Origin of the sequence: Paenirhizobium selenitireducens ATCC BAA-1503, from assembly GCF_900492185.1 — a bacterium.
GTDB lineage: Bacteria > Pseudomonadota > Alphaproteobacteria > Rhizobiales > Rhizobiaceae > Allorhizobium > Allorhizobium selenitireducens_A.
In genome coordinates this window covers 58,485-76,644 of the sequence record NZ_UEYP01000004.1, presented here as the reverse complement: position 1 = coordinate 76,644, position 18,160 = coordinate 58,485, and the positions used below count along the sequence as shown (strand labels likewise).

General features: G+C 63.1%; 19 protein-coding genes. 17 read left to right on the top strand and 2 right to left on the bottom strand.

Annotation, left to right across the window (positions count from 1 at the left end):
- Nucleotides 1–68 precede the first annotated feature (68 nt).
- The 5 genes from cobA (at nt 69) to RHIZ70P_RS08950 (ending at nt 4,769) form a co-directional block, all read left to right on the top strand.
- The gene (cobA, locus tag RHIZ70P_RS08970) at nt 69–911 is read left to right on the top strand and encodes a uroporphyrinogen-III C-methyltransferase (RefSeq protein WP_115670068.1); all 843 of its coding nucleotides are present in this window, start codon (nt 69–71) and stop codon (nt 909–911) included.
- Complete coding sequence (locus tag RHIZ70P_RS08965) at nt 908–2,215, top strand: cobyrinate a,c-diamide synthase (protein WP_115670067.1); 1,308 nt, start codon at nt 908–910, stop codon at nt 2,213–2,215. The genes cobA and RHIZ70P_RS08965 overlap by 4 nt, the downstream gene beginning before the upstream one ends.
- Nucleotides 2,212–3,216, top strand: a complete 1,005-nt coding sequence (gene cobD / locus RHIZ70P_RS08960) for a threonine-phosphate decarboxylase CobD (RefSeq protein WP_115670066.1) — start codon at nt 2,212–2,214, stop codon at nt 3,214–3,216. Before RHIZ70P_RS08965 ends, cobD begins: the two co-directional genes overlap by 4 nt.
- Nucleotides 3,213–4,196 carry an adenosylcobinamide-phosphate synthase CbiB gene (gene cbiB, locus RHIZ70P_RS08955; RefSeq protein WP_115670065.1) on the top strand — a complete coding sequence of 328 codons (984 nt, stop codon included), beginning with the start codon at nt 3,213–3,215 and terminating at the stop codon, nt 4,194–4,196. Before cobD ends, cbiB begins: the two co-directional genes overlap by 4 nt.
- A gap of 144 nt (nt 4,197–4,340) precedes the next feature.
- The gene (locus tag RHIZ70P_RS08950; RefSeq protein WP_115670064.1) at nt 4,341–4,769 is read left to right on the top strand and encodes a L,D-transpeptidase; all 429 of its coding nucleotides are present in this window, start codon (nt 4,341–4,343) and stop codon (nt 4,767–4,769) included.
- 51 nt (nt 4,770–4,820) lie between these two features.
- On the opposite strand, the gene RHIZ70P_RS08945 is transcribed toward RHIZ70P_RS08950, so the two are convergent.
- Nucleotides 4,821–5,549, bottom strand: a complete 729-nt coding sequence (locus tag RHIZ70P_RS08945; RefSeq protein ID WP_115670063.1) for a Crp/Fnr family transcriptional regulator — start codon at nt 5,547–5,549, stop codon at nt 4,821–4,823.
- Between the two features lie 201 nt (nt 5,550–5,750).
- Between RHIZ70P_RS08945 and hemN the strand changes: the two genes are divergently transcribed.
- The 8 genes from hemN to RHIZ70P_RS08905 all read left to right on the top strand — a co-directional run bounded on the left by hemN (nt 5,751) and on the right by RHIZ70P_RS08905 (nt 13,627).
- The gene (gene hemN / locus RHIZ70P_RS08940) at nt 5,751–7,100 is read left to right on the top strand and encodes an oxygen-independent coproporphyrinogen III oxidase (protein ID WP_115670062.1); all 1,350 of its coding nucleotides are present in this window, start codon (nt 5,751–5,753) and stop codon (nt 7,098–7,100) included.
- A 105-nt stretch (nt 7,101–7,205) separates the two neighbouring features.
- Nucleotides 7,206–7,484 (top strand): acyl carrier protein, encoded by a 279-nt coding sequence (locus RHIZ70P_RS08935; RefSeq protein ID WP_003502893.1) that lies wholly within the window; start codon nt 7,206–7,208, stop codon nt 7,482–7,484.
- Between the two features lie 25 nt (nt 7,485–7,509).
- Nucleotides 7,510–7,983, top strand: coding sequence for a 3-hydroxyacyl-ACP dehydratase FabZ family protein (locus RHIZ70P_RS08930; protein ID WP_115670061.1), 474 nt, complete (start codon nt 7,510–7,512; stop codon nt 7,981–7,983).
- 104 nt (nt 7,984–8,087) lie between these two features.
- On the top strand, nt 8,088–9,293 hold the full coding sequence (locus RHIZ70P_RS08925; protein ID WP_115670060.1) for a beta-ketoacyl-ACP synthase: 1,206 nt from the start codon (nt 8,088–8,090) through the stop codon (nt 9,291–9,293).
- Between the two features lie 12 nt (nt 9,294–9,305).
- Nucleotides 9,306–10,592: a beta-ketoacyl-ACP synthase gene (locus tag RHIZ70P_RS08920; RefSeq protein WP_115670059.1), complete on the top strand. Its 1,287-nt coding sequence runs from the start codon at nt 9,306–9,308 to the stop codon at nt 10,590–10,592.
- Between the two features lie 58 nt (nt 10,593–10,650).
- On the top strand, nt 10,651–11,679 hold the full coding sequence (locus tag RHIZ70P_RS08915; protein ID WP_115670058.1) for a zinc-binding dehydrogenase: 1,029 nt from the start codon (nt 10,651–10,653) through the stop codon (nt 11,677–11,679).
- Nucleotides 11,680–11,681: 2 nt separating this feature from the next.
- Nucleotides 11,682–12,611, top strand: coding sequence for a lipid A biosynthesis lauroyl acyltransferase (locus tag RHIZ70P_RS08910; protein ID WP_115670057.1), 930 nt, complete (start codon nt 11,682–11,684; stop codon nt 12,609–12,611).
- A 281-nt stretch (nt 12,612–12,892) separates the two neighbouring features.
- Nucleotides 12,893–13,627, top strand: coding sequence for a PAS domain-containing protein (locus RHIZ70P_RS08905; protein WP_115670056.1), 735 nt, complete (start codon nt 12,893–12,895; stop codon nt 13,625–13,627).
- A gap of 63 nt (nt 13,628–13,690) precedes the next feature.
- On the opposite strand, the gene RHIZ70P_RS08900 is transcribed toward RHIZ70P_RS08905, so the two are convergent.
- Nucleotides 13,691–14,215, bottom strand: a complete 525-nt coding sequence (locus RHIZ70P_RS08900; RefSeq protein WP_235842190.1) for a hemerythrin domain-containing protein — start codon at nt 14,213–14,215, stop codon at nt 13,691–13,693.
- Between the two features lie 286 nt (nt 14,216–14,501).
- Here RHIZ70P_RS08900 and ccoN point away from each other — a divergent pair, with 286 nt between their 5' ends.
- The 4 genes from ccoN to ccoP are packed head-to-tail and all read left to right on the top strand — an operon-like array spanning nt 14,502 to nt 17,908.
- Entirely contained in the window at nt 14,502–16,130 is a 1,629-nt protein-coding gene (ccoN, locus tag RHIZ70P_RS08895) for a cytochrome-c oxidase, cbb3-type subunit I (RefSeq protein WP_115670054.1), read from the top strand.
- 14 nt (nt 16,131–16,144) lie between these two features.
- A complete protein-coding gene (ccoO, locus tag RHIZ70P_RS08890) occupies nt 16,145–16,876 on the top strand; it encodes a cytochrome-c oxidase, cbb3-type subunit II (RefSeq protein WP_115670053.1) in 732 nt (243 codons plus the stop codon).
- 12 nt (nt 16,877–16,888) lie between these two features.
- Nucleotides 16,889–17,041 (top strand): cbb3-type cytochrome c oxidase subunit 3, encoded by a 153-nt coding sequence (locus RHIZ70P_RS08885; RefSeq protein WP_115670052.1) that lies wholly within the window; start codon nt 16,889–16,891, stop codon nt 17,039–17,041.
- A 3-nt stretch (nt 17,042–17,044) separates the two neighbouring features.
- A complete protein-coding gene (ccoP, locus tag RHIZ70P_RS08880; protein WP_115670051.1) occupies nt 17,045–17,908 on the top strand; it encodes a cytochrome-c oxidase, cbb3-type subunit III in 864 nt (287 codons plus the stop codon).
- The last annotated feature ends 252 nt before the right edge of the window (nt 17,909–18,160 follow it).

The following is an 18,160-nucleotide window of genomic DNA, read 5'->3' as shown; positions in this document are numbered from 1 at the left end:
GCCATCCGGAAGGACCGTCAGCGGCCTTCGCGATTGCAATTTCGTCATGCGGAGCCTAGAGCAGAACCATGAGTTTCGATCCCTTTTCCAAGCTTGCGACGATCATGCCCGGCCATGTCTGGCTGGCGGGCGCCGGACCGGGCGATCCCGGCCTGCTGACCCTGCTCGCCGCCAAGGCGCTGGGCGAGGCGGACGTGATCGTGCATGACGCGCTGGTCAACGACGAATGCCTGAAACTCGCCCGGCCGGGCGCGCTCCTCGAATATGCGGGCAAGCGCGGCGGCAAGCCCTCGGCCAAGCAGCGCGATATCTCGCTGCGCCTGGTCGAACTCGCCAAGGCCGGCCACAGGGTTTTGCGCCTCAAGGGCGGCGATCCCTTCGTCTTCGGACGCGGCGGCGAGGAAGCCCTGACCCTCATCGATCATGGCGTTCCGTTCCGCATCGTGCCCGGCATCACCGCCGGGATCGGCGGGCTTGCCTATGCCGGCATCCCGGTCACCCACCGCGAGATCAACCACGCCGTCACCTTCCTGACCGGCCATGACTCGTCCGGCGTCGTGCCCGACCGGATCGACTGGGACGCCATCGGCCGCGGTTCGCCGGTCATTGTCATGTATATGGCGATGAAGCATATCGCCACCATCAGCGCCCACCTGATTGCCGCCGGCCGCTCGCCCGACGAGCCCGTCGCCTTCGTCTGCGATGCCGCGACCGCCTCGCAACAGGTGCTGGAAACCACGCTTGGCCGGGCGGAAGCCGACGTGCTCGCCTCCGGGCTCGAACCGCCGGCCATCGTCGTCGTCGGCGAGGTGGTGCGGCTTCGTCCCTCGCTCGACTGGCTGGGCGCGCTGTCCGGCCGCACGCTGCTGCCCGATCCTTTCGCCGCCGGCACCCAGAAGGACAGCGCATGAACGGCCTGCTGATCGCAGCGCCGTCCTCCGGCTCGGGCAAGACGACGATGACGCTCGGTCTCCTGCGGGCGCTGAAGAAGCGCGGCGTGGCGATCGCGCCCGGCAAGGCAGGCCCGGACTATATCGATCCCGCCTTCCATGCGGCGGCAAGCGGCGAAACCTGCCTCAACTTCGATCCCTGGGCCATGCGCGACGACCTGCTGCGGACCAATGCTGCCCGGCATGCGGCGCAGGGCAGGCTGCTGGTGGTCGAGGCGATGATGGGCCTGTTCGACGGTGCGGCGGACGGGAAAGGCTCGGCCGCCGATCTTGCGGCACTCCTCGGCTTGCCCGTCGTGCTTGTGGTCGATTGCGCCAAGGCGTCCCATTCGGTCGCGGCCCTCGTCGGCGGCTTTGCCAATTTCCGCGCCGACACCCGCGTGGTCGGCGTGATCCTCAATCGCGTCGGCAGCGACCGCCACGAAACCATGCTGCGCCAGGCGCTGGCCGGCATCGGCATGCTGGTCCTCGGCGTGGTGCGATCCGATCCCAGCCTGCATCTGCCCCAGCGCCATCTCGGTCTCGTGCAGGCCAGCGAGCATGGCGAACTCGAAGCCTTCATCGAGCGCGCGGCCGCCGTTATCCAGCATGGATGCGATCTCGACGCGCTGCTGCACGCGGCCAAAGCCTCGCCCCGCGCGGCCATCCCGCCCGCCGTGGCACCCCTGCCGCCGCTCGGCCAGAAGATCGCCGTCGCCCGCGACATCGCTTTTGCCTTTTCCTATGCCCATATCCTGCGCGGCTGGCGAGAGGCGGGGGCGGAGATCGCCTTCTTCTCGCCGCTTGCCGACGAGGTGCCGGCGCCCGATGCCGACGCCGTCTACCTGCCGGGCGGATATCCAGAACTGCATGCCGGAAGGCTGGCCGCCGCAGCGACCTTCCGCACCGGCATGCTGGACGCCCATATGCGCGGCGCGAGAATCTTTGGCGAGTGTGGTGGCTACATGGTCCTGGGCGATGCCTTGATCGATGCCGAGGGCGCCGTCCATCCGATGCTCGGTCTCCTGCCGTTGGTCACCAGCTATGCGACGCGCAAGCGTCATCTCGGCTATCGCCGTATCACGCCTCTCGGTGTAACCTTCTTTGCCTCGCCCATGACGGCGCACGAGTTCCACTATGCCTCGATCGTCTCGGAAGGTGCCGCCGACAGGCTGTTTTCCGCCGAAGACGCGCTTGGCACGTCGCTCGGAGACGTCGGTCTCCGGCGCGGCAATGTCGCCGGCTCGTTCATGCATCTTATCGACATCCGGGACGGTGCTGCATGAGCGGCAGGATCGTCCATGGCGGTGGTGTAGGTGCTGCGGCTGCGCTCTACGGAGGGCGGCCCGAGGACTGGCTCGATCTGTCGACCGGTCTCAATCCATGCCCGCCGACCTTGCCCGCCATTCCAGACCGCGTCTGGCATCGCCTGCCGGACCAGGACCTGCTGAACGAAACGCGTCACGCCGCCCGCGCCTTCTATGGAACCAGTGACATCCTCCCGCTTCCCGTTCCCGGCACGCAATCGGTGATCCAGCTTTTGCCCAAGCTCGCCGATCGGGAAAGGCACGCCGCGATCCTGTCGCCGACCTATGGCGAATACGGCCGCGTGCTATCGGGCAATGGCTTTGCGGTCGATGCCGTGGCGACGCTCCACGATGTCGATCCCGGTTGCGGGCTGGCCGTCGTCGTCAACCCGAACAATCCAACGGGCAGGCTGCATGCGCCGCACGAACTTCTTGACCTGGCGGATCGATTGGCCCGGCATGGCGGGTTCCTCGTGGTCGACGAGGCCTTTGGCGACTGCACGCCGGAGAAGAGCCTCGCCGGCACTGTCTCGATGCGGCCGAATCTCGTCGTCTTTCGTTCGTTTGGCAAGTTCTTCGGCCTGGCCGGTCTGCGCCTCGGCTTCGTCATCGCTCAGGATAATATCCTCGAGCGCTTTGCCGATTGGCTGGGGCCGTGGGCGGTTTCCGGTCCGGCGCTTTCGGTGGCCAATGATCTGCTGTCGGCCGATCCGCAGCCGCTTCGCCGGAAAATCGCTGAGCGTCGGGCGGGGCTCGGCAAAGTGCTGGTTGATGCAGACTTGCGCGTCGAAGGCGGAACGTCGCTCTTCGTCCTTGTCACCGACCCCCGCGCCGCCGAACTGCATACGCATTTGTGCCGGGCGCATATCCTCACCCGCAAGTTCGACTACGCGCCGACCTGGTTGCGCTTCGGGCTGTCACCTGACCCGGCATCCGACCAGCGGCTGGCGGCGGCACTCGCCACGTGGAGCGAACGATGATGGTGTGGATCCTCGCCGCTCTTCTTGGCGCACTCGTTCTCGACCGGATCGTCGGCGATCCGCCGGCCCTCTGGGCGCGTCTGCCGCATCCTGTCGTGCTGTTCGGCCATGCCATTGCCTTCTTCGACCGGCGGCTCAACCGCGAGACGTTCGCACCCGCGACGCGGCGGCGCAATGGTGTGATGGCGATCCTGCTGCTCCTCGCCCTGTCCGTCGTGATCGGTCTCGTCCTGTCGGGCCTGTTCCGGGCCCTCGGCGTCGTCGGCTTTGTTCTCGAACTTCTGGTCGTCGCCATCTTCCTCGCCCAGAAGAGCCTCGGCGACCATGTCGCGGACGTGGCTCTGGGCCTGCGAACCGACGGGCTTGAAGGCGGACGACGCGCGGTCTCGATGATCGTCGGTCGCGATCCGCAGGCGCTGGATGAACCCGGGGTCTGCCGCGCGGCGATTGAGAGCCTGGCGGAAAATTTTGCCGATGGTGTCGTGGCGCCGGCACTTTGGTATGCGCTCGCCGGTCTCCCCGGCATCCTCGCCTACAAGATGCTGAACACCGCCGATTCGATGATCGGCCACAAGAGCGACAGGTATTTGCATTTCGGCTGGGCCTCGGCCCGCCTCGACGATCTCGCCAACTGGCCGGCCGCACGCCTGTCCAGTCTGCTGATCGCAGCGGCGGCCTGGCTGCGGAAGGGCGTGTCCGCCGCGCGGCGTTCGCTGTCGGTGAGCTTGCGCGACTCCGGCCTGCATCGCTCGCCCAATTCCGGCTGGCCCGAAGCGGCGATGGCCGGGGCGCTGGACATCCAGCTGACTGGCCCGCGCATCTATGGCGGCGAGCGCGTCAGCGAACCGATGATCAACGGTTCCGGCCGGCCGGTTGCCACGCCCCGCGACATCGAGGCGGGCGTCGATCTGTTCTATATGAGTTGCACAGTGCTGACAGTTGTGACCGGGCTTGTGCTGGCAGTCGCCATGCTCGTCTAGAGGCCGCTACGTCGGCCTGCGGAACATATTCCGTTAAAACAATCTTTTCCGTGTCGCTTAATCGCATTTATTGGAATTTATACTATGATGCCCCGGTAAACAGCCGCCTTGGGGGGCGGAAAACAAGGAAACTGGGGGAATATCATGCGTAAACTGCTTCTGGCCGTTTCGGCCTCCTTGTGCCTGCTGGTTCAGCCGATGGTGGCCTCGGCCAGCAATCTCGTCGCCAGCATCAGCATTTCCAGCCAGACCATGACGGTCACGCAGAACGGAATCGTCAAGCATCGCTGGAAGGTCTCGACCGCCCGCAAGGGTTACGTCACCCCGCTCGGCAACTACCGCGCCAAATGGGCCTCGAAGAACCATCGCTCGCGCAAATACGACAATGCGCCCATGCCCTATGCGATCTTCTTCCACGGCGGCTATGCCGTCCACGCCACCTATGATCTCAAGCGCCTCGGCCGTCCCGCCTCGCACGGCTGCGTTCGGTTGCATCCCGACAATGCGGCACGGTTCTTCTCCATGGCGACGCACAACGGCTTGAAGAACACCAAGATTATCGTCACGCGCTGACGGGATTTTAGGGGAAGTGGAATTGATATGGCGCGCCGGACCGTCGGCGCGTCAGTCGTTGCCGGCTGCGTATCGCAGGCGGCGCATTTCGGGAACGATCACATGGCGATTGTTCTCGATGACGATGATGTTGTCCTTGCGCAGCTTGGTCATCTGCCGGCTGACGGTCTCGATGGTCAGGCCGAGGAAGTCGGCAATGTCGGCGCGCGACAGCGGCAGGTCGAAGGTCGTCGAATTGCCGCTCCGCTCCGGATCGATATGGGTGGCGATCAGGTAGAGGAAGCTCGCGACCTTTTCCTGGGCGGTCTTGCGGCCGAGCGTCAGCATCCAGTCGCGCGCCTCGTCGAGTTCCTTGAGCGACTGCGAGTGCAGCTTGCGCTCCAGTTCAGGCGCCTCGCCGACCATGCGATCGATGATCGGGCGGGGGAAACAACAAATCTCGGTTTCTGTCGCCGCTTCCGCCGTTACCGAGCTCTCGGTCAGGAAAGGCCGACCGAGAAAGTCGGGGGCGAACTGCAGGCCGACGATCTGCTGGCGACCGTCCGCCATCATCTTCGACAGCTTGACGACACCGTTCAAGATATTGCTGTAGCTGCCGACGTTCTCGCCCTGGCCGATGACCTCGTTGCCAGCTTCGACCTTGCGCCGCGTGGAATGCTTGTTGAGTTCGGCGAGCTGGGCAGAGCTCAACGTGGCGCAAATGCCGCCGTTACGAGCCTCGCAAGCCTTGCAGACGGCCGGAGCTTCGCATTCGCCTATGTGTTTCTTATGTGCGTCCATGATTTCGCCCCCGTCTGACGCCAATCTGCCCTTAGGTCAAGTCTCGATTTCACTCGTCCTGGTCCTTATCGACAACGCACGCGACAGGTGCATATGGACTGCACGACAAATCTATCAAGAAATTGATCGAAGTCAAAGGCGCTCTGCGGTCGAAGCGTTACCAAGATGTCTAGGATGACTTTCAGAAACGCGGCGTATGACATGCAAAACTCCCTGCTGGCCAAGTATTCCGGCTCCGTTCCACGTTACACCAGCTATCCGACGGCGCCGCATTTTCATGAGGGTGTGCAGTGCGGCAAATATGCGCAGTGGCTGGGCGAACTCGGCAGTCAACACGATTTGTCACTCTATGTTCACATTCCCTATTGCGATCGCCTCTGTTGGTTCTGTGCCTGTCACACCAAGCACACGCTGAAATACGAGCCGATCGAGACCTATCTTGTCTCGCTCAAGAAGGAGATCGCCAAGGTCGGCAGCCTGGTCAGCCGCGAGGCGAAGGTGAGCGGGCTGCACTTCGGCGGCGGTTCGCCGACCATGTTGAAGCCACAGGACATGATCGACCTGATGAAGGCCTTTCGCGAAGCCTTCGATTTCCGTGACGATGCCGAGATCAGCGTCGAGATGGACCCCAACGATCTGGACGAGCCGCGCTATGATGCGCTGGCGGCGATCGGCATGACCCGTGCAAGCCTCGGCGTGCAGGACTTCGATCCCAAGGTGCAGAGGACCATCAACCGCATCCAGACCTTCGAACAGACGAAATCCGTGGTGGACGCGGTGCGGGCGAGGGGTGTTCACTCGGTCAATTGCGACATTCTCTATGGCTTGCCCTACCAGACGATGGAAACGCTTGAGGCGACGGTCGACGACATCGTCTCGTTGTCGCCCGACCGGATCGCACTCTTCGGCTATGCGCACGTGCCATGGATGAAGAAGCACCAGACGATGATTCCGGAAGAGGCGCTGCCCGACGTCGAGATGCGCTTTGCCCAGATGACCCGCGCCGCCGACATGCTGGTCGCTGCCGGCTATGAGCCGATCGGCATCGACCATTTCGCAAGGCCCGAGGACCGCCTGGCTGTCGCTGCTCGCAACGGCAAACTGCGTCGCAACTTCCAGGGCTACACCGACGATGCCGCAGAAGCCCTGATCGGCTTCGGCGCCTCCTCGATCGGGCAATTACCGCAGGGCTATGTGCAGAACATGCCGGCGACCGGAGAGTATCAGCGGTTGGCGGATGCCGATGGCCTGACCGTGGTGCGCGGCATCGAACTGTCCGACGACGATCGGCTGCGCGCTTATGTGATCGAGCAGATCATGTGCGGCTTCGCCTTCTCCTTCGCCACCGTGCGCAAGCTCTATCCCGGCATCGGTGAGACGGTAATTGCCGAAGCGCGGCAGTACGCAGCCTCGAATCCGGACGGCATTTGCGAAGTCGTCGCCGACGAGTTCCGCCTTACCGAAGCCGGCAAACCGTTTGCCCGCAGTGTTGCCGCGGTTTTCGACAGCTATCTGGCGACCGGAAAGGGCCGCCATTCGATTGCTGTTTGAGCAACACTTCGGCAGCAATTTTCTTGGGCGGCCAAACTTACCATTGGCATTTGGAAACGTTTTCCCTATGTGGAACCAAGATTCTCGATACATGAGGTAATTGGCGTGACCGCTACATTCGACAAAGTTGCCGACATCATTGCTGAGACGAGCGAGATCGATCGCGAGACGATCACGCCGGAAAGCCATACGATCGACGACCTCGGCATCGACAGCCTGGACTTCCTCGACATCGTCTTTGCGATCGACAAGGAATTCGGCATCAAGATCCCGCTCGAGCAGTGGACCCAGGAAGTCAACGAAGGCAAGGTTTCGACCGAGGAATACTTCGTCCTGAAGAACCTCTGCGCCAAGATCGACGAACTGCGGGCAGCCAAGGGCTGAACCGCCGGCAGGGCGAAGGTCTTTCATGCTGCTCGAATATTTCCAGATGATCGACAAGGTCGAGGCGGTTGACCTCGGTCTTGGCAAGCTCAAGGCCCGCTCCGTCGTGCCTGAGAAAAGCCCGGTCTTCGAAGGCCATTTTCCCGGCATGCCGCTCGTTCCCGGCGTCCTCCTGATCGAGACCATGGCCCAGGCCTCCGGCATGCTCGTGCTTGCCGTCAAGGATTTTTCCGCCATGCCGTTCCTCATGTCGGTCCACGGCGCCAAGATGCGCGCCTTCGTAGAACCGGGCGCTGTGCTGGAGATCGAGGCCGAGCTCGAGCATGACGGCTCCGGTTTTGCCGTGACCAAGACGAAGATCGTTTCGGCCGGCAAGAAGATCTGCGATGCGCAGCTGAAGCTGCGAACCATGCCATTCAGCGAAGTGCCGCTGGCCGACATCGTGCGCAAGCGCGCCGAGGAAATCGGCCTGATGGACGCCATCGCCGCCGCCCGCTAAGACTGCGGCATCGGAGCGCCCGGCTCTGAGACCTTTATTTTGATGGATGCGAGCCCGCATGAGGGCTCGATGCGCTGGCCGTGTCGCCGGCGAGAGGACAGCAAATGATCAAGAAGCCGAACGATGTGGTGATCACCGGTATTGGCATCGTCACCTGCCATGGCACCGGCAAGGAGGGGCATGTGGCGCTCCTGTCTTCCGCCGTGGCGCCGCCGCCGGTGCTGGAGACGGAAAAGTTCAAGCCCTATCCGGTCCATCGCCTGCCGGAAATCGACTGGTCGCAGCAGATCGCCAAGCGCGGCGACCAGCGCCAGATGGAGAACTGGCAGCGCCTCGGCGTCTATGCCGCCGGGTTGGCGCTCGACGATGCCGGCATGAAGGACGATCTGGAGGCCTGCGGGTCGATGGATCTGATCGTGGCGGCCGGTGGCGGCGAGCGCGACATCGCGGTCGACAGCCTGATCGTCGACGAGGCGCTGAAGCGCAATGACCGCGAGCGCCTGCTGATCGAGAAGCTCACCACGGAACTGCGCCCGACGCTGTTCCTCGCCCAGCTCTCCAACCTCATGGCCGGCAATATCTCCATCGTCCACAAGGTCACCGGCTCGTCGCGAACCTTCATGGGCGAGGAGTCGGCCGGTATCTCGGCGATCGAGACTGCTTTTTCCCGCATCCGCGCCGGCCAGTCGACGCATACTCTGGTCGGCGGCGCCTTCATCGCCGAACGTGCCGACATCCTGCTTCTGGTCGAAGGCATACAGGCCCATTCGACCGGTGAATGGCAGCCCTTGTGGTCACGGCAGGCGGGCAAGGGTGGCGGCATGGTCCTCGGCACGGTCGGCGCCTTCCTCATGCTGGAAAGCCGGGCCCATGCCGATGCACGCGGTGCCCATATCTATGCGGTTCTCGAAGCTGTCGAAGGCGACCGCGGCAAGCGGGACGACGGCGGTCTGGAGAAGCGGCTCGGCCGGTTGGCCAAGCTCGCCGGCGACGTAAGCGCCGCAGACACTGTGGTGTTTTCCGGTTCGAGCGGCCTGCATGACCTGGCGGCGAGAGAACAGGCCGTGCTGGCGGAAAAATTCCCCGGCATGCCGGTCCGGGGCTACGGCGGCTCGACCGGCCACGGGCTTGAGGCCCAGTTCCCGCTCGGTCTGGCGCTTGCGGCGCTCGCCATCGATTCCGGCGCGAAGGTGCCGCCCTTCGATCCGGCGCACGAAGCCGCCATGAGCGCGCCCGCCCGCCACGCCGTCGTAACGACGGTCGGCTATACGCGCGGCGAGGGCATCGCCCTCGTCTCGGCCGATGCGTGAGGAGTTGAGAGCATGACAGACAACCGTTTCAAGGATCATCTCGGCCGCCCGATCGTTGCCGTCACCGGCATGGGCGTGATCACCTCGCTCGGCCAGGGCCTCTCCGACAACTGGGACGCGCTGACGTCCGGCAAGTCCGGCATCCACTACATCAACCGCTTCGACACGGAGGGCATGTCGACCCGTATCGGCGGCACCGTCGACTTCATCGACATTCCGGCGCCGAATTCGGTCGAACGCTCCTATGCCATGGCGCGCGAAACCACGATCGAGGCGCTGGCCCAGGCCGGCCTCACGGGCGACTTCAACGGCCCGCTCTTCCTCGCCGCCCCGCCGGTTGAACCCGAATGGGCCGACCGCTTCGCCCTTGCCGAGCGCTCGCCGCCGTCCAGCCATCCGGGCGATGCCTATGAGCGCTTCCTCACCGCCATGCGACAGAAGGCCGATCCGGTCTTCCTCGAAGCCGTGCAGTTCGGCTCGATCTCGGAACGGCTCGCGGACCGCTTCGGTACGCGTGGCCTGCCGGTGACGCTGTCGACCGCCTGCGCGTCCGGCGCCACCGCCATCCAGCTCGGCGTCGAAGCCATCCGCCAGGGTCGCACCGACCGGGCGCTGACCGTGGCGACGGACGGTTCCGTCAGCGCCGAATCGGTCATCCGCTTTTCGCTTCTGTCGGCGCTCTCGACCCAGAACGATCCGCCGGAAAAGGCCTCCAAGCCGTTCAGCAAGGATCGCGACGGTTTCGTCATCGCCGAAGGGGCGGCCACGCTGGTGCTGGAATCGCTGGAATCCGCCATCGCCCGTGGCGCGAGCGTGCTCGGCATCGTCCAGGGCTGCGGCGAAAAGGCCGATCATTTCCATCGCACGCGCTCCTCGCCGGACGGCGGCCCGGCGATCGCCACCATCCATGCGGCGCTCGATGATGCCGGCCTTTCCGAAGGTGCGATCGGCTACATCAACGCCCACGGCACCTCGACGCCGGAAAACGACAAGATGGAATACGGCGCCATGCTTGCGGTGTTCGGCGAGCGCTTGAAGAGCATTCCGGTCTCGTCCAACAAGTCGATGATAGGCCACACGCTGACGGCGGCAGGCGCGGTCGAGGCGGTGTTCTCGATCCAGACCATGCTGACCGGCACGCTGCCGCCGACCATCAACTACACCAATCCGGATCCGGCGATGGAACTCGACGTCGTGCCGAACGTGAAGCGCTCGGCCAATGTCTCGGCCGTGCTGTCGAACTCGTTCGGCTTCGGCGGGCAGAATGCCAGCCTTGTCATGACGCGAGAACCGGCTTAAGCGACGGATCGAATTCCAGTCACCGTGAAATAAACGCCTTGAGGGCGAGGAAAGACCAATGCGCGCACTGCAACTCGTCGAAGACCGCAAGCTCGAAATCGTCGATCTTCCGGAGCCGGAAGCACCCGGCCCCGGTGAAGTGACGCTTCGCGTCAAGGCCGTGGCGCTGAACCACATCGACGTCTGGGGCTGGCGCGGCATGGCCTTCGCCAAGCGCAAGATGCCGCTCGTCATCGGCGCGGAAGCCTCGGGCGTCGTCGAGGCGATCGGCCCGGGCGTCGGCAACATCCTGCCCGGCCAACTCGCCGCCGTCTATGGCGCGCGCACCTGCGGCCTGTGCAAGCCCTGCCGCGAGGGTCGCGACAATCTTTGCGAAAACGTCTCGGGCGTGCACGGCTTCCATCTCGACGGCTTCGCCCAGGAAAAGATCAACCTGCCGGCCCGCCTGCTGGTGCCGGCCCCTCCGGGCGTCGATGCGGTCGGCGCGGCGCTCGCCCCCGTCACCTTCGGCACGGTCGAGCACATGCTGTTCGACAATGCCAAGCTTGAGCCCGGCGAAACCATTCTCGTCCATGCCGGCGGTTCCGGCATCGGCACGGCGGCGATCCAACTCGCCAAGAAGATTGGCTGCACGGTCATCACCACCGTCGGCTCCGACGACAAGATCGAGCCGGCCAAGGCGCTCGGTGCCGATCACGTCATCAACTACCGCACAGACCGCTTCGAGGGCGTGGTGCGCAAGCTCACCAAGAAGAAGGGTGTCGACGTCGTCTTCGAGCATGTCGGCAAGGACACCTGGGCCGGTTCCATGCTGTGCCTGAAGCGCGGCGGCCGCCTGGTCACCTGCGGTTCGACCTCCGGCGTCTCGACCGACATGAACCTGATGATGCTGTTCCAGCAGCAGCTGAAGCTTTTGGGCTCGTTCGGCTGCCGGATGGAGAACATGGCGAACGCCATGCAGAAGATGGCGCGCGGCATCGTCCATCCGGTGATCGACACCGAGGTGCGGTTCGAGGATATCGACCGTGCCCTGTCGCGCTTGGAGGGTCGCCAGGTGTTCGGCAAGATCATCCTCAGGATGGATTGAGCGTGAAGCTCTTCATCACCCGGCTTGTCCTCAAGTCCCGGCGCTTCCCGCAATGGGCGGTGGCGCAACTCGCCTTCGGCTTCCTGACGCTGCTGAAGATCTTCCCGGCCGATCCGGCGATCAATTTCGCCGATCGGCTGATGCGTTATGTCGGACCGAAGACAAAGCGTCACACGTTGATGCGGACAAATCTGCGCAACGCCTTCCCGGAAAAGAGCGAGGCCGAGATCGAGGCGATCGCGCTCGGCAGCTGGGGCCATATGGGGCGGCTTGCGGCGGAGTATGTCTTCCTCGATCGCCTGTTTGATTTCGATCCCGACAAGCCGGGCGAGGGGCGCATCGAGGTCAGCGGCATTCCGCTGTTCCTCGACCTGCGCGACAACCCGCGCCCGTTCATCGTCTTTTCCGCCCATACCGGCAATTTCGAGCTGCTGCCCGTGGCCGGTGCCGCCTTCGGGCTCTACGTGACGGTGCTCTTCCGCCCGCCGAACAACCCCTATATCGGCGAGAAGGTCTTCGAATTCCGGGCCAAGCGCATGGGCAAGCTCGTGCCGTCCCATGCCGGCTCGTCCTTTGCGCTGGCCCGCCAGCTGGAAGCCGGCGGGGGCGTCGGGGTGCTGGTGGACCAGAAGTTCAAGAAGGGCGTGTCGACCAAGTTCTTCGGGCGCGACGTCAAGACCAATCCTCTGCTCGCCAAGCTGGCGCGCCAGTTCGATTGCGACGTCTACCCGGCGCGCTGCATCCGCTTGCCCGGCAACCGCTTCCGTCTCGAGATCGAGCCGCGGGTCGATCTGCCGCGCAATGCGGCAGGGCAGCTGGACGTCACCGCGACCGCGCAGCTCTTGAACAACAAGGTCGAAGCCTGGGTCAGGGAATATCCGGAGCAATGGCTCTGGTATCACGACCGCTGGAGCATCAAGCGCGAACTGTAGTTACGGTTGTGCCGACTTTTATTGGTATTTTCTGGGCCTGCGTTCCGCGGCGGGAGGCGCTTCCTCCGAGAACGGCCGTTTTGACGGCGGTTTTCGCCCGATATTGGCGATTCTGCGGGCGGATGGTGACTTTGATACCTGAAAGTTAGGCGATTGAACGTGAGAATCATTCATGTTACCAGCCGGGCAATGTTTCCATGTCGATACGCGTCGTGGCTGTATGTCCGGACGGCTGCCGATATCGAATGTCTTCGTTCGCGTTCAACAGGACAGCTGTCAAAGTGGCATCCGATCTCTCTTATCCCAATCTTCTTCCGTTGTTCGAGGCGGTTTCCCTGAAGAACACGCAGCTTCAGCAGGCCATACGCGTCGGTGACGATCATCTCGTCAGGCTCCTCGACCGGGAACTCGATCCGCTGATCGCGTCCGTCGTCGATTATCACGCCCGCGACATGGCGGAGATCCACATGCAGTTGCGCTTCGTTGGGAACCTCATTCGCGAGGACGCCGACGACCGATCCTGCGTCCAGCGGCACGCGGCCGTTCTTTCCATTCTTCTGGATCGCTATTTCGGCGACGGTGCGCGGCAGGCGCTACCTGAAACTGCGGCGGAAAACGTCGGTTTCGCCGCCCGTTTGGAAGGCGAGGACGGTTACCTCAACGAGTCGATTCTCGACAACATGCCTGACCGTGTCGCGGTGGTCACGCTCGACTGTCGCTATCTCTATGCCAATCGCGCCCATGCGGACCTGCTGGCGGCGACCCAACTCGAACTGGTCGGGCGCAATCTGTTCGATTTCGTCGACGATGGGACGGTCGCCCAGGAAATTCGCCAACAGCTCGGCCGGTGCTTCTCCGGTGAACGGTCGGAAGTCTCCTTCGGGTGGAGAGGGGTTGGGCAGGGTCTGGCCGTTCAGGGGCGCGCCGCACCCTTGCGCTCGCCGCGGGGCGACGTGATCGGTGCGATCATGACGCTGCTGGACGAGCATCGCCTGGCGGACGGCATCGCTGCCTGAGCCTGCGGGCCGGGAATTCGCGCTCGCCTTGCGACAAGCACTTTTTCGGGGAGGGTACTAAGGTCAGCTTTGGCCGTTAAGCCCGATATCGTCCGGCAGGCGCTGCAGCAGGTATTCGCGCTCGAAGGCGATGTGGCGCCGGATGCCTTCGAAAAATCCGCGCAGCATGTAGCCCACCGCTTCCATGTTGACGGCGCTGCCGGAACCGAGTTTCAACAAGGCGTCGGTCAGTTCCTCGGCGAAACATTCATCCTCGAAGTGCTCGAATTTCAGTCGGTCGAGGGTTTCGCGCATGTGGTCCAGGTTCTGGCTGGAGCTTTCGAGCCAGGGGTAGAGGATGTTCTCCTCATAGTGATGCACGCCCTTGATCAGCGGGCCGAGCGATTTTGCCGCGTAGATGCATTTTTGCCTGTTGACGTTGGCCGGTAGTGAATCGGCGATCTCCTCCAGTTCGCCGCATAGCGCCAACTGTTCCTCGTGCGCCCCGCGCAGCCAGGCAAGGGAACGGCGGCAGGGATTGGCGATGCCGTCCGGGACAAACTGTTTCGCGATGTTTTCCGGGTGTTTGTCCATTGATTTTGCCTGCATTGCCGTTCTCCCGAGCTTTCGTTCTCGTCCGGGTCGGAATCCGCCGGACGCTCCTGCCCAAAAATAGTCTGTCCCCTCGGGATGCGATGTGATGACGCATGGTATCGAGGCTGCAAATCGCAGATTGGAAAGCTTAATCGCATTGTTCCGTAATTCAGTCCCCGCTTGCATTGATTTGGATCAAGGTGGATTGTCAGCCGGAATGCGAACTCTGCACACGAAGCGGAGGGAATCCCTGCGGGGGGTCCGTTCGTGAATGATCAGCAAGCGTTGGGGGATACCAACAATGAATTACACGTTAGAAACAATGGTGATGGCGGTTCTTGCCTTCGCCGCGCTGCTCGGGGTCGCCTTTGCCCACGACAGCCTGTTCGCGGCTCACATGTGGGTCGCGTTCTTCGTGCTGGCCGCCGGCACCATCGTCATGCTTCGTCGCATGAAGTTCGCACCGGTCAACGTCAAGACCGCCGCACAGATCAAGTCGGAATACTTTGACGAAGTCGTCAAGTACGGCGTGATCGCCACGGTGTTCTGGGGTGTGGTCGGCTTCCTGGTGGGCGTCGTCGTGGCGCTCCAGCTGGCCTTCCCGGATCTCAACATCGAGCCGTGGTTCAACTTCGGCCGGATGCGTCCGCTGCACACCTCGGCCGTCATTTTCGCCTTCGGCGGCAATGCGCTGATCGCCACCTCCTTCTATGTCGTTCAGCGCACCTCGCGCCAGCGGCTGTTCGGCGGCTCGCTCGGCTGGTTCGTCTTCTGGGGCTATCAGCTGTTCATCGTCATGGCAGCGACCGGCTATCTTCTCGGCATTACCCAGAGCCGCGAATATGCCGAACCGGAATGGTATGTCGACATCTGGCTCACCATCGTCTGGGTCGCCTACCTGATCAGCTTCCTCGGCACGATCATGACCCGGCGCGAAAGTCACATCTATGTGGCCAACTGGTTCTACCTGTCATTCATCGTCACCATTGCGATGCTGCATATCGTCAACAACCTGGCGATCCCCGTCTCGTTCCTCGGCGTGAAGAGCTATTCGGCCTTCTCCGGCGTTCAGGACGCGCTGACCCAGTGGTGGTACGGCCATAACGCGGTGGGCTTCTTCCTCACCGCCGGCTTCCTCGGCATGATGTACTATTTCGTGCCGAAGCAGGCCGGTCGCCCGGTCTATTCCTACCGCCTGTCGATCATCCACTTCTGGGCCCTGATCTTCATGTACATCTGGGCCGGCCCGCACCACCTGCACTATACGGCTCTGCCGGACTGGGCACAGACGCTCGGCATGGTCTTCTCCATCATGCTTTGGATGCCTTCCTGGGGCGGCATGATCAACGGTCTGATGACGCTCTCGGGCGCCTGGGACAAGATCCGCACCGACCCGATCATCCGCATGATGGTCATCGCCATCGCCTTCTACGGCATGTCGACCTTCGAAGGTCCGATGATGTCGATCAAGGCCGTCAACTCGCTCAGCCACTATACCGACTGGACGATCGGTCACGTGCATTCCGGCGCGCTCGGCTGGGTCGGCATGATCACCTTCGGTGCCGTCTACTACCTGACGCCCAAGCTTTGGAACCGCAACCGGCTCTACTCCATGCGCATGGTCAACTGGCACTTCTGGCTCGCAACCCTGGGCATCGTCGTCTACGCCGCCGTTCTGTGGGTCGCCGGCATCCAGCAGGGTCTGATGTGGCGTGAATACGATGAGCAGGGCTTCCTGGTCTATTCGTTCGCCGAGTCGGTCGCCGCCATGTACCCCTACTACGTGCTGCGCGCCGTCGGCGGTGCCATGTACCTCGTTGGTGGCGTCATCATGGCCTACAACGTGCTCATGACGATCCTCGGCTACGAGCGTCAGGAAGCGCCCATCCAGGGTTCCGTCGCCCCCGCCGCCGTCCAGCCGGCTGAATGAGAGGAAGGCTATCCATGTCTATTCTTGATAAACACCAAATCCTCGAGAAGAACTCCAGCCTTCTGCTTCTCGGCTCCCTGCTGGTCGTTTCGATCGGTGGCATCGTGGAAATCGCACCGCTCTTCTACCTTGAGAACACCATCGAAAAGGTAGAGGGCATGCGTCCCTACGCGCCGCTCGAACTGGCCGGTCGCAACATCTACATTCGCGAGGGCTGCTACGTCTGTCACAGCCAGATGATCCGTCCGTTCCGCGACGAAGTGGAGCGCTATGGTCACTATTCGCTGGCTGCGGAGTCGATGTACGACCATCCGTTCCAGTGGGGTTCCAAGCGTACGGGCCCGGATCTGGCCCGCGTCGGCGATCGCTATTCCAACGAATGGCACGTCCAGCACCTGACCGAGCCGCGCGACGTCGTGCCGGAATCGATCATGCCGAGCTACGCCTTCCTCAAGACGACGCCGCTCAAGATCTCCAACGTCACGATGGAGCTGAAGGCCAACCGCACAGTGGGCGTGCCTTATAGCGACGAGATGCTGGAAAATGCCGAGGCGGACCTTGCCGCCCAGGCTGATCCGAACGCGGATACCGCGGGCCTCTTGGCTCGCTATCCGAAAGCCAAGGTCGGCGACTTCGACGGCAATCCCGCCGCACTGACGGAAATGGACGCGCTCGTCGCCTATCTCCAGATGCTCGGCACGCTGGTCGATTTCACCACCTATGACGACGCCACCGGCTATCGCTGAGGAGGGACGAACATGGAAACCTATACGGCCATGCGTCACTTCGCGGACAGCTGGGGCCTGCTGGCGATGGCACTGTTCTTCGTCGGCGTCATCGTCTTCACCTTCCGGCCTGGCGGCAAGAAATCCGCCGACGAAGCGGCAAGCATCCCCCTCAAGGAGGACTAAGAGATGTCTGAGAAACATATTGACGAAATCAGTGGCGTCGAAACCACTGGCCATGAGTGGGACGGAATCCGCGAGCTCAACAACCCGATGCCGCGCTGGTGGGTGTGGACCTTTTACATGACCATCGTCTGGGCGATCGGCTACACGATTGCCTATCCGGCCTGGCCGTTGCTCAAGGAAAACACCAAGGGCTTGCTCGGCTATTCCAGCCGTGCAGAGGTGGCAGCCGAGCTTGGCGATGCCAAGGCCGCGCAGTCGGTCTATCTGGAGAAGATTGCCTCCATGCCGCTTGCCGAGATCGTTGCCGACCCGGCACTGGCGCAGTTCGCCACCGCTGGCGGCGCTGCCGCCTTCAAGGTCAACTGCTCGCCGTGCCACGGCTCGGGCGCGCAGGGCGGTGCCGGCTATCCGAACCTCAACGACGACGACTGGCTGTGGGGTGGCGATCTTGAAGCGATCCACACCACGCTCGCCCATGGCATTCGCTACGAAGGCGATCCTGACACGCGCGTCTCCGAAATGCCGGCCTTTGCCGACATTCTGGATGCCGAGCAGATCAAGCAGGTTGCTGCCTATGTCGTCAGCCTGACGGGCACGCCGGCCGATGCCGCCATGGTCGAACCCGGCAAGACCGTGTTTGCCGAAAACTGCGCCTCCTGCCACGGCGAAGACGCCAAGGGCGGTCGCGATTTCGGTGCGCCCAATCTCGCCGATGCCATCTGGCTGAGAGTGAGCGACGAGGCCGGCATTGCGCAGCAGGTTGCGGGTCCCAAGCATGGCGTCATGCCCGCCTGGGGCGCCCGCCTTGGCGATGCGACCGTCAAGCAGCTGGCCGTCTACGTTCACTCGCTCGGCGGCGGCGAATAAAGCGACACGGGCGACGGCCTTTCGAGGCCGTCGTCCTTCCACCGCCGGGCAATATGCCGCAATCGACCACGCCGGCCGGCGTGGTCTTTTGTTTCGCGGATAAACACCCGGATAAAAGAGCCGAGCCCGCGCATCCGGGCAGGAACAACCCACGAACCGTGATTTTTAATGCAAACAGTTCGCATTGCGACGCTTCGCCGCTGCTTGATATAAGTCAAGGTAGGCTATGGTGGCGCATGGGAGAAGAGCCCT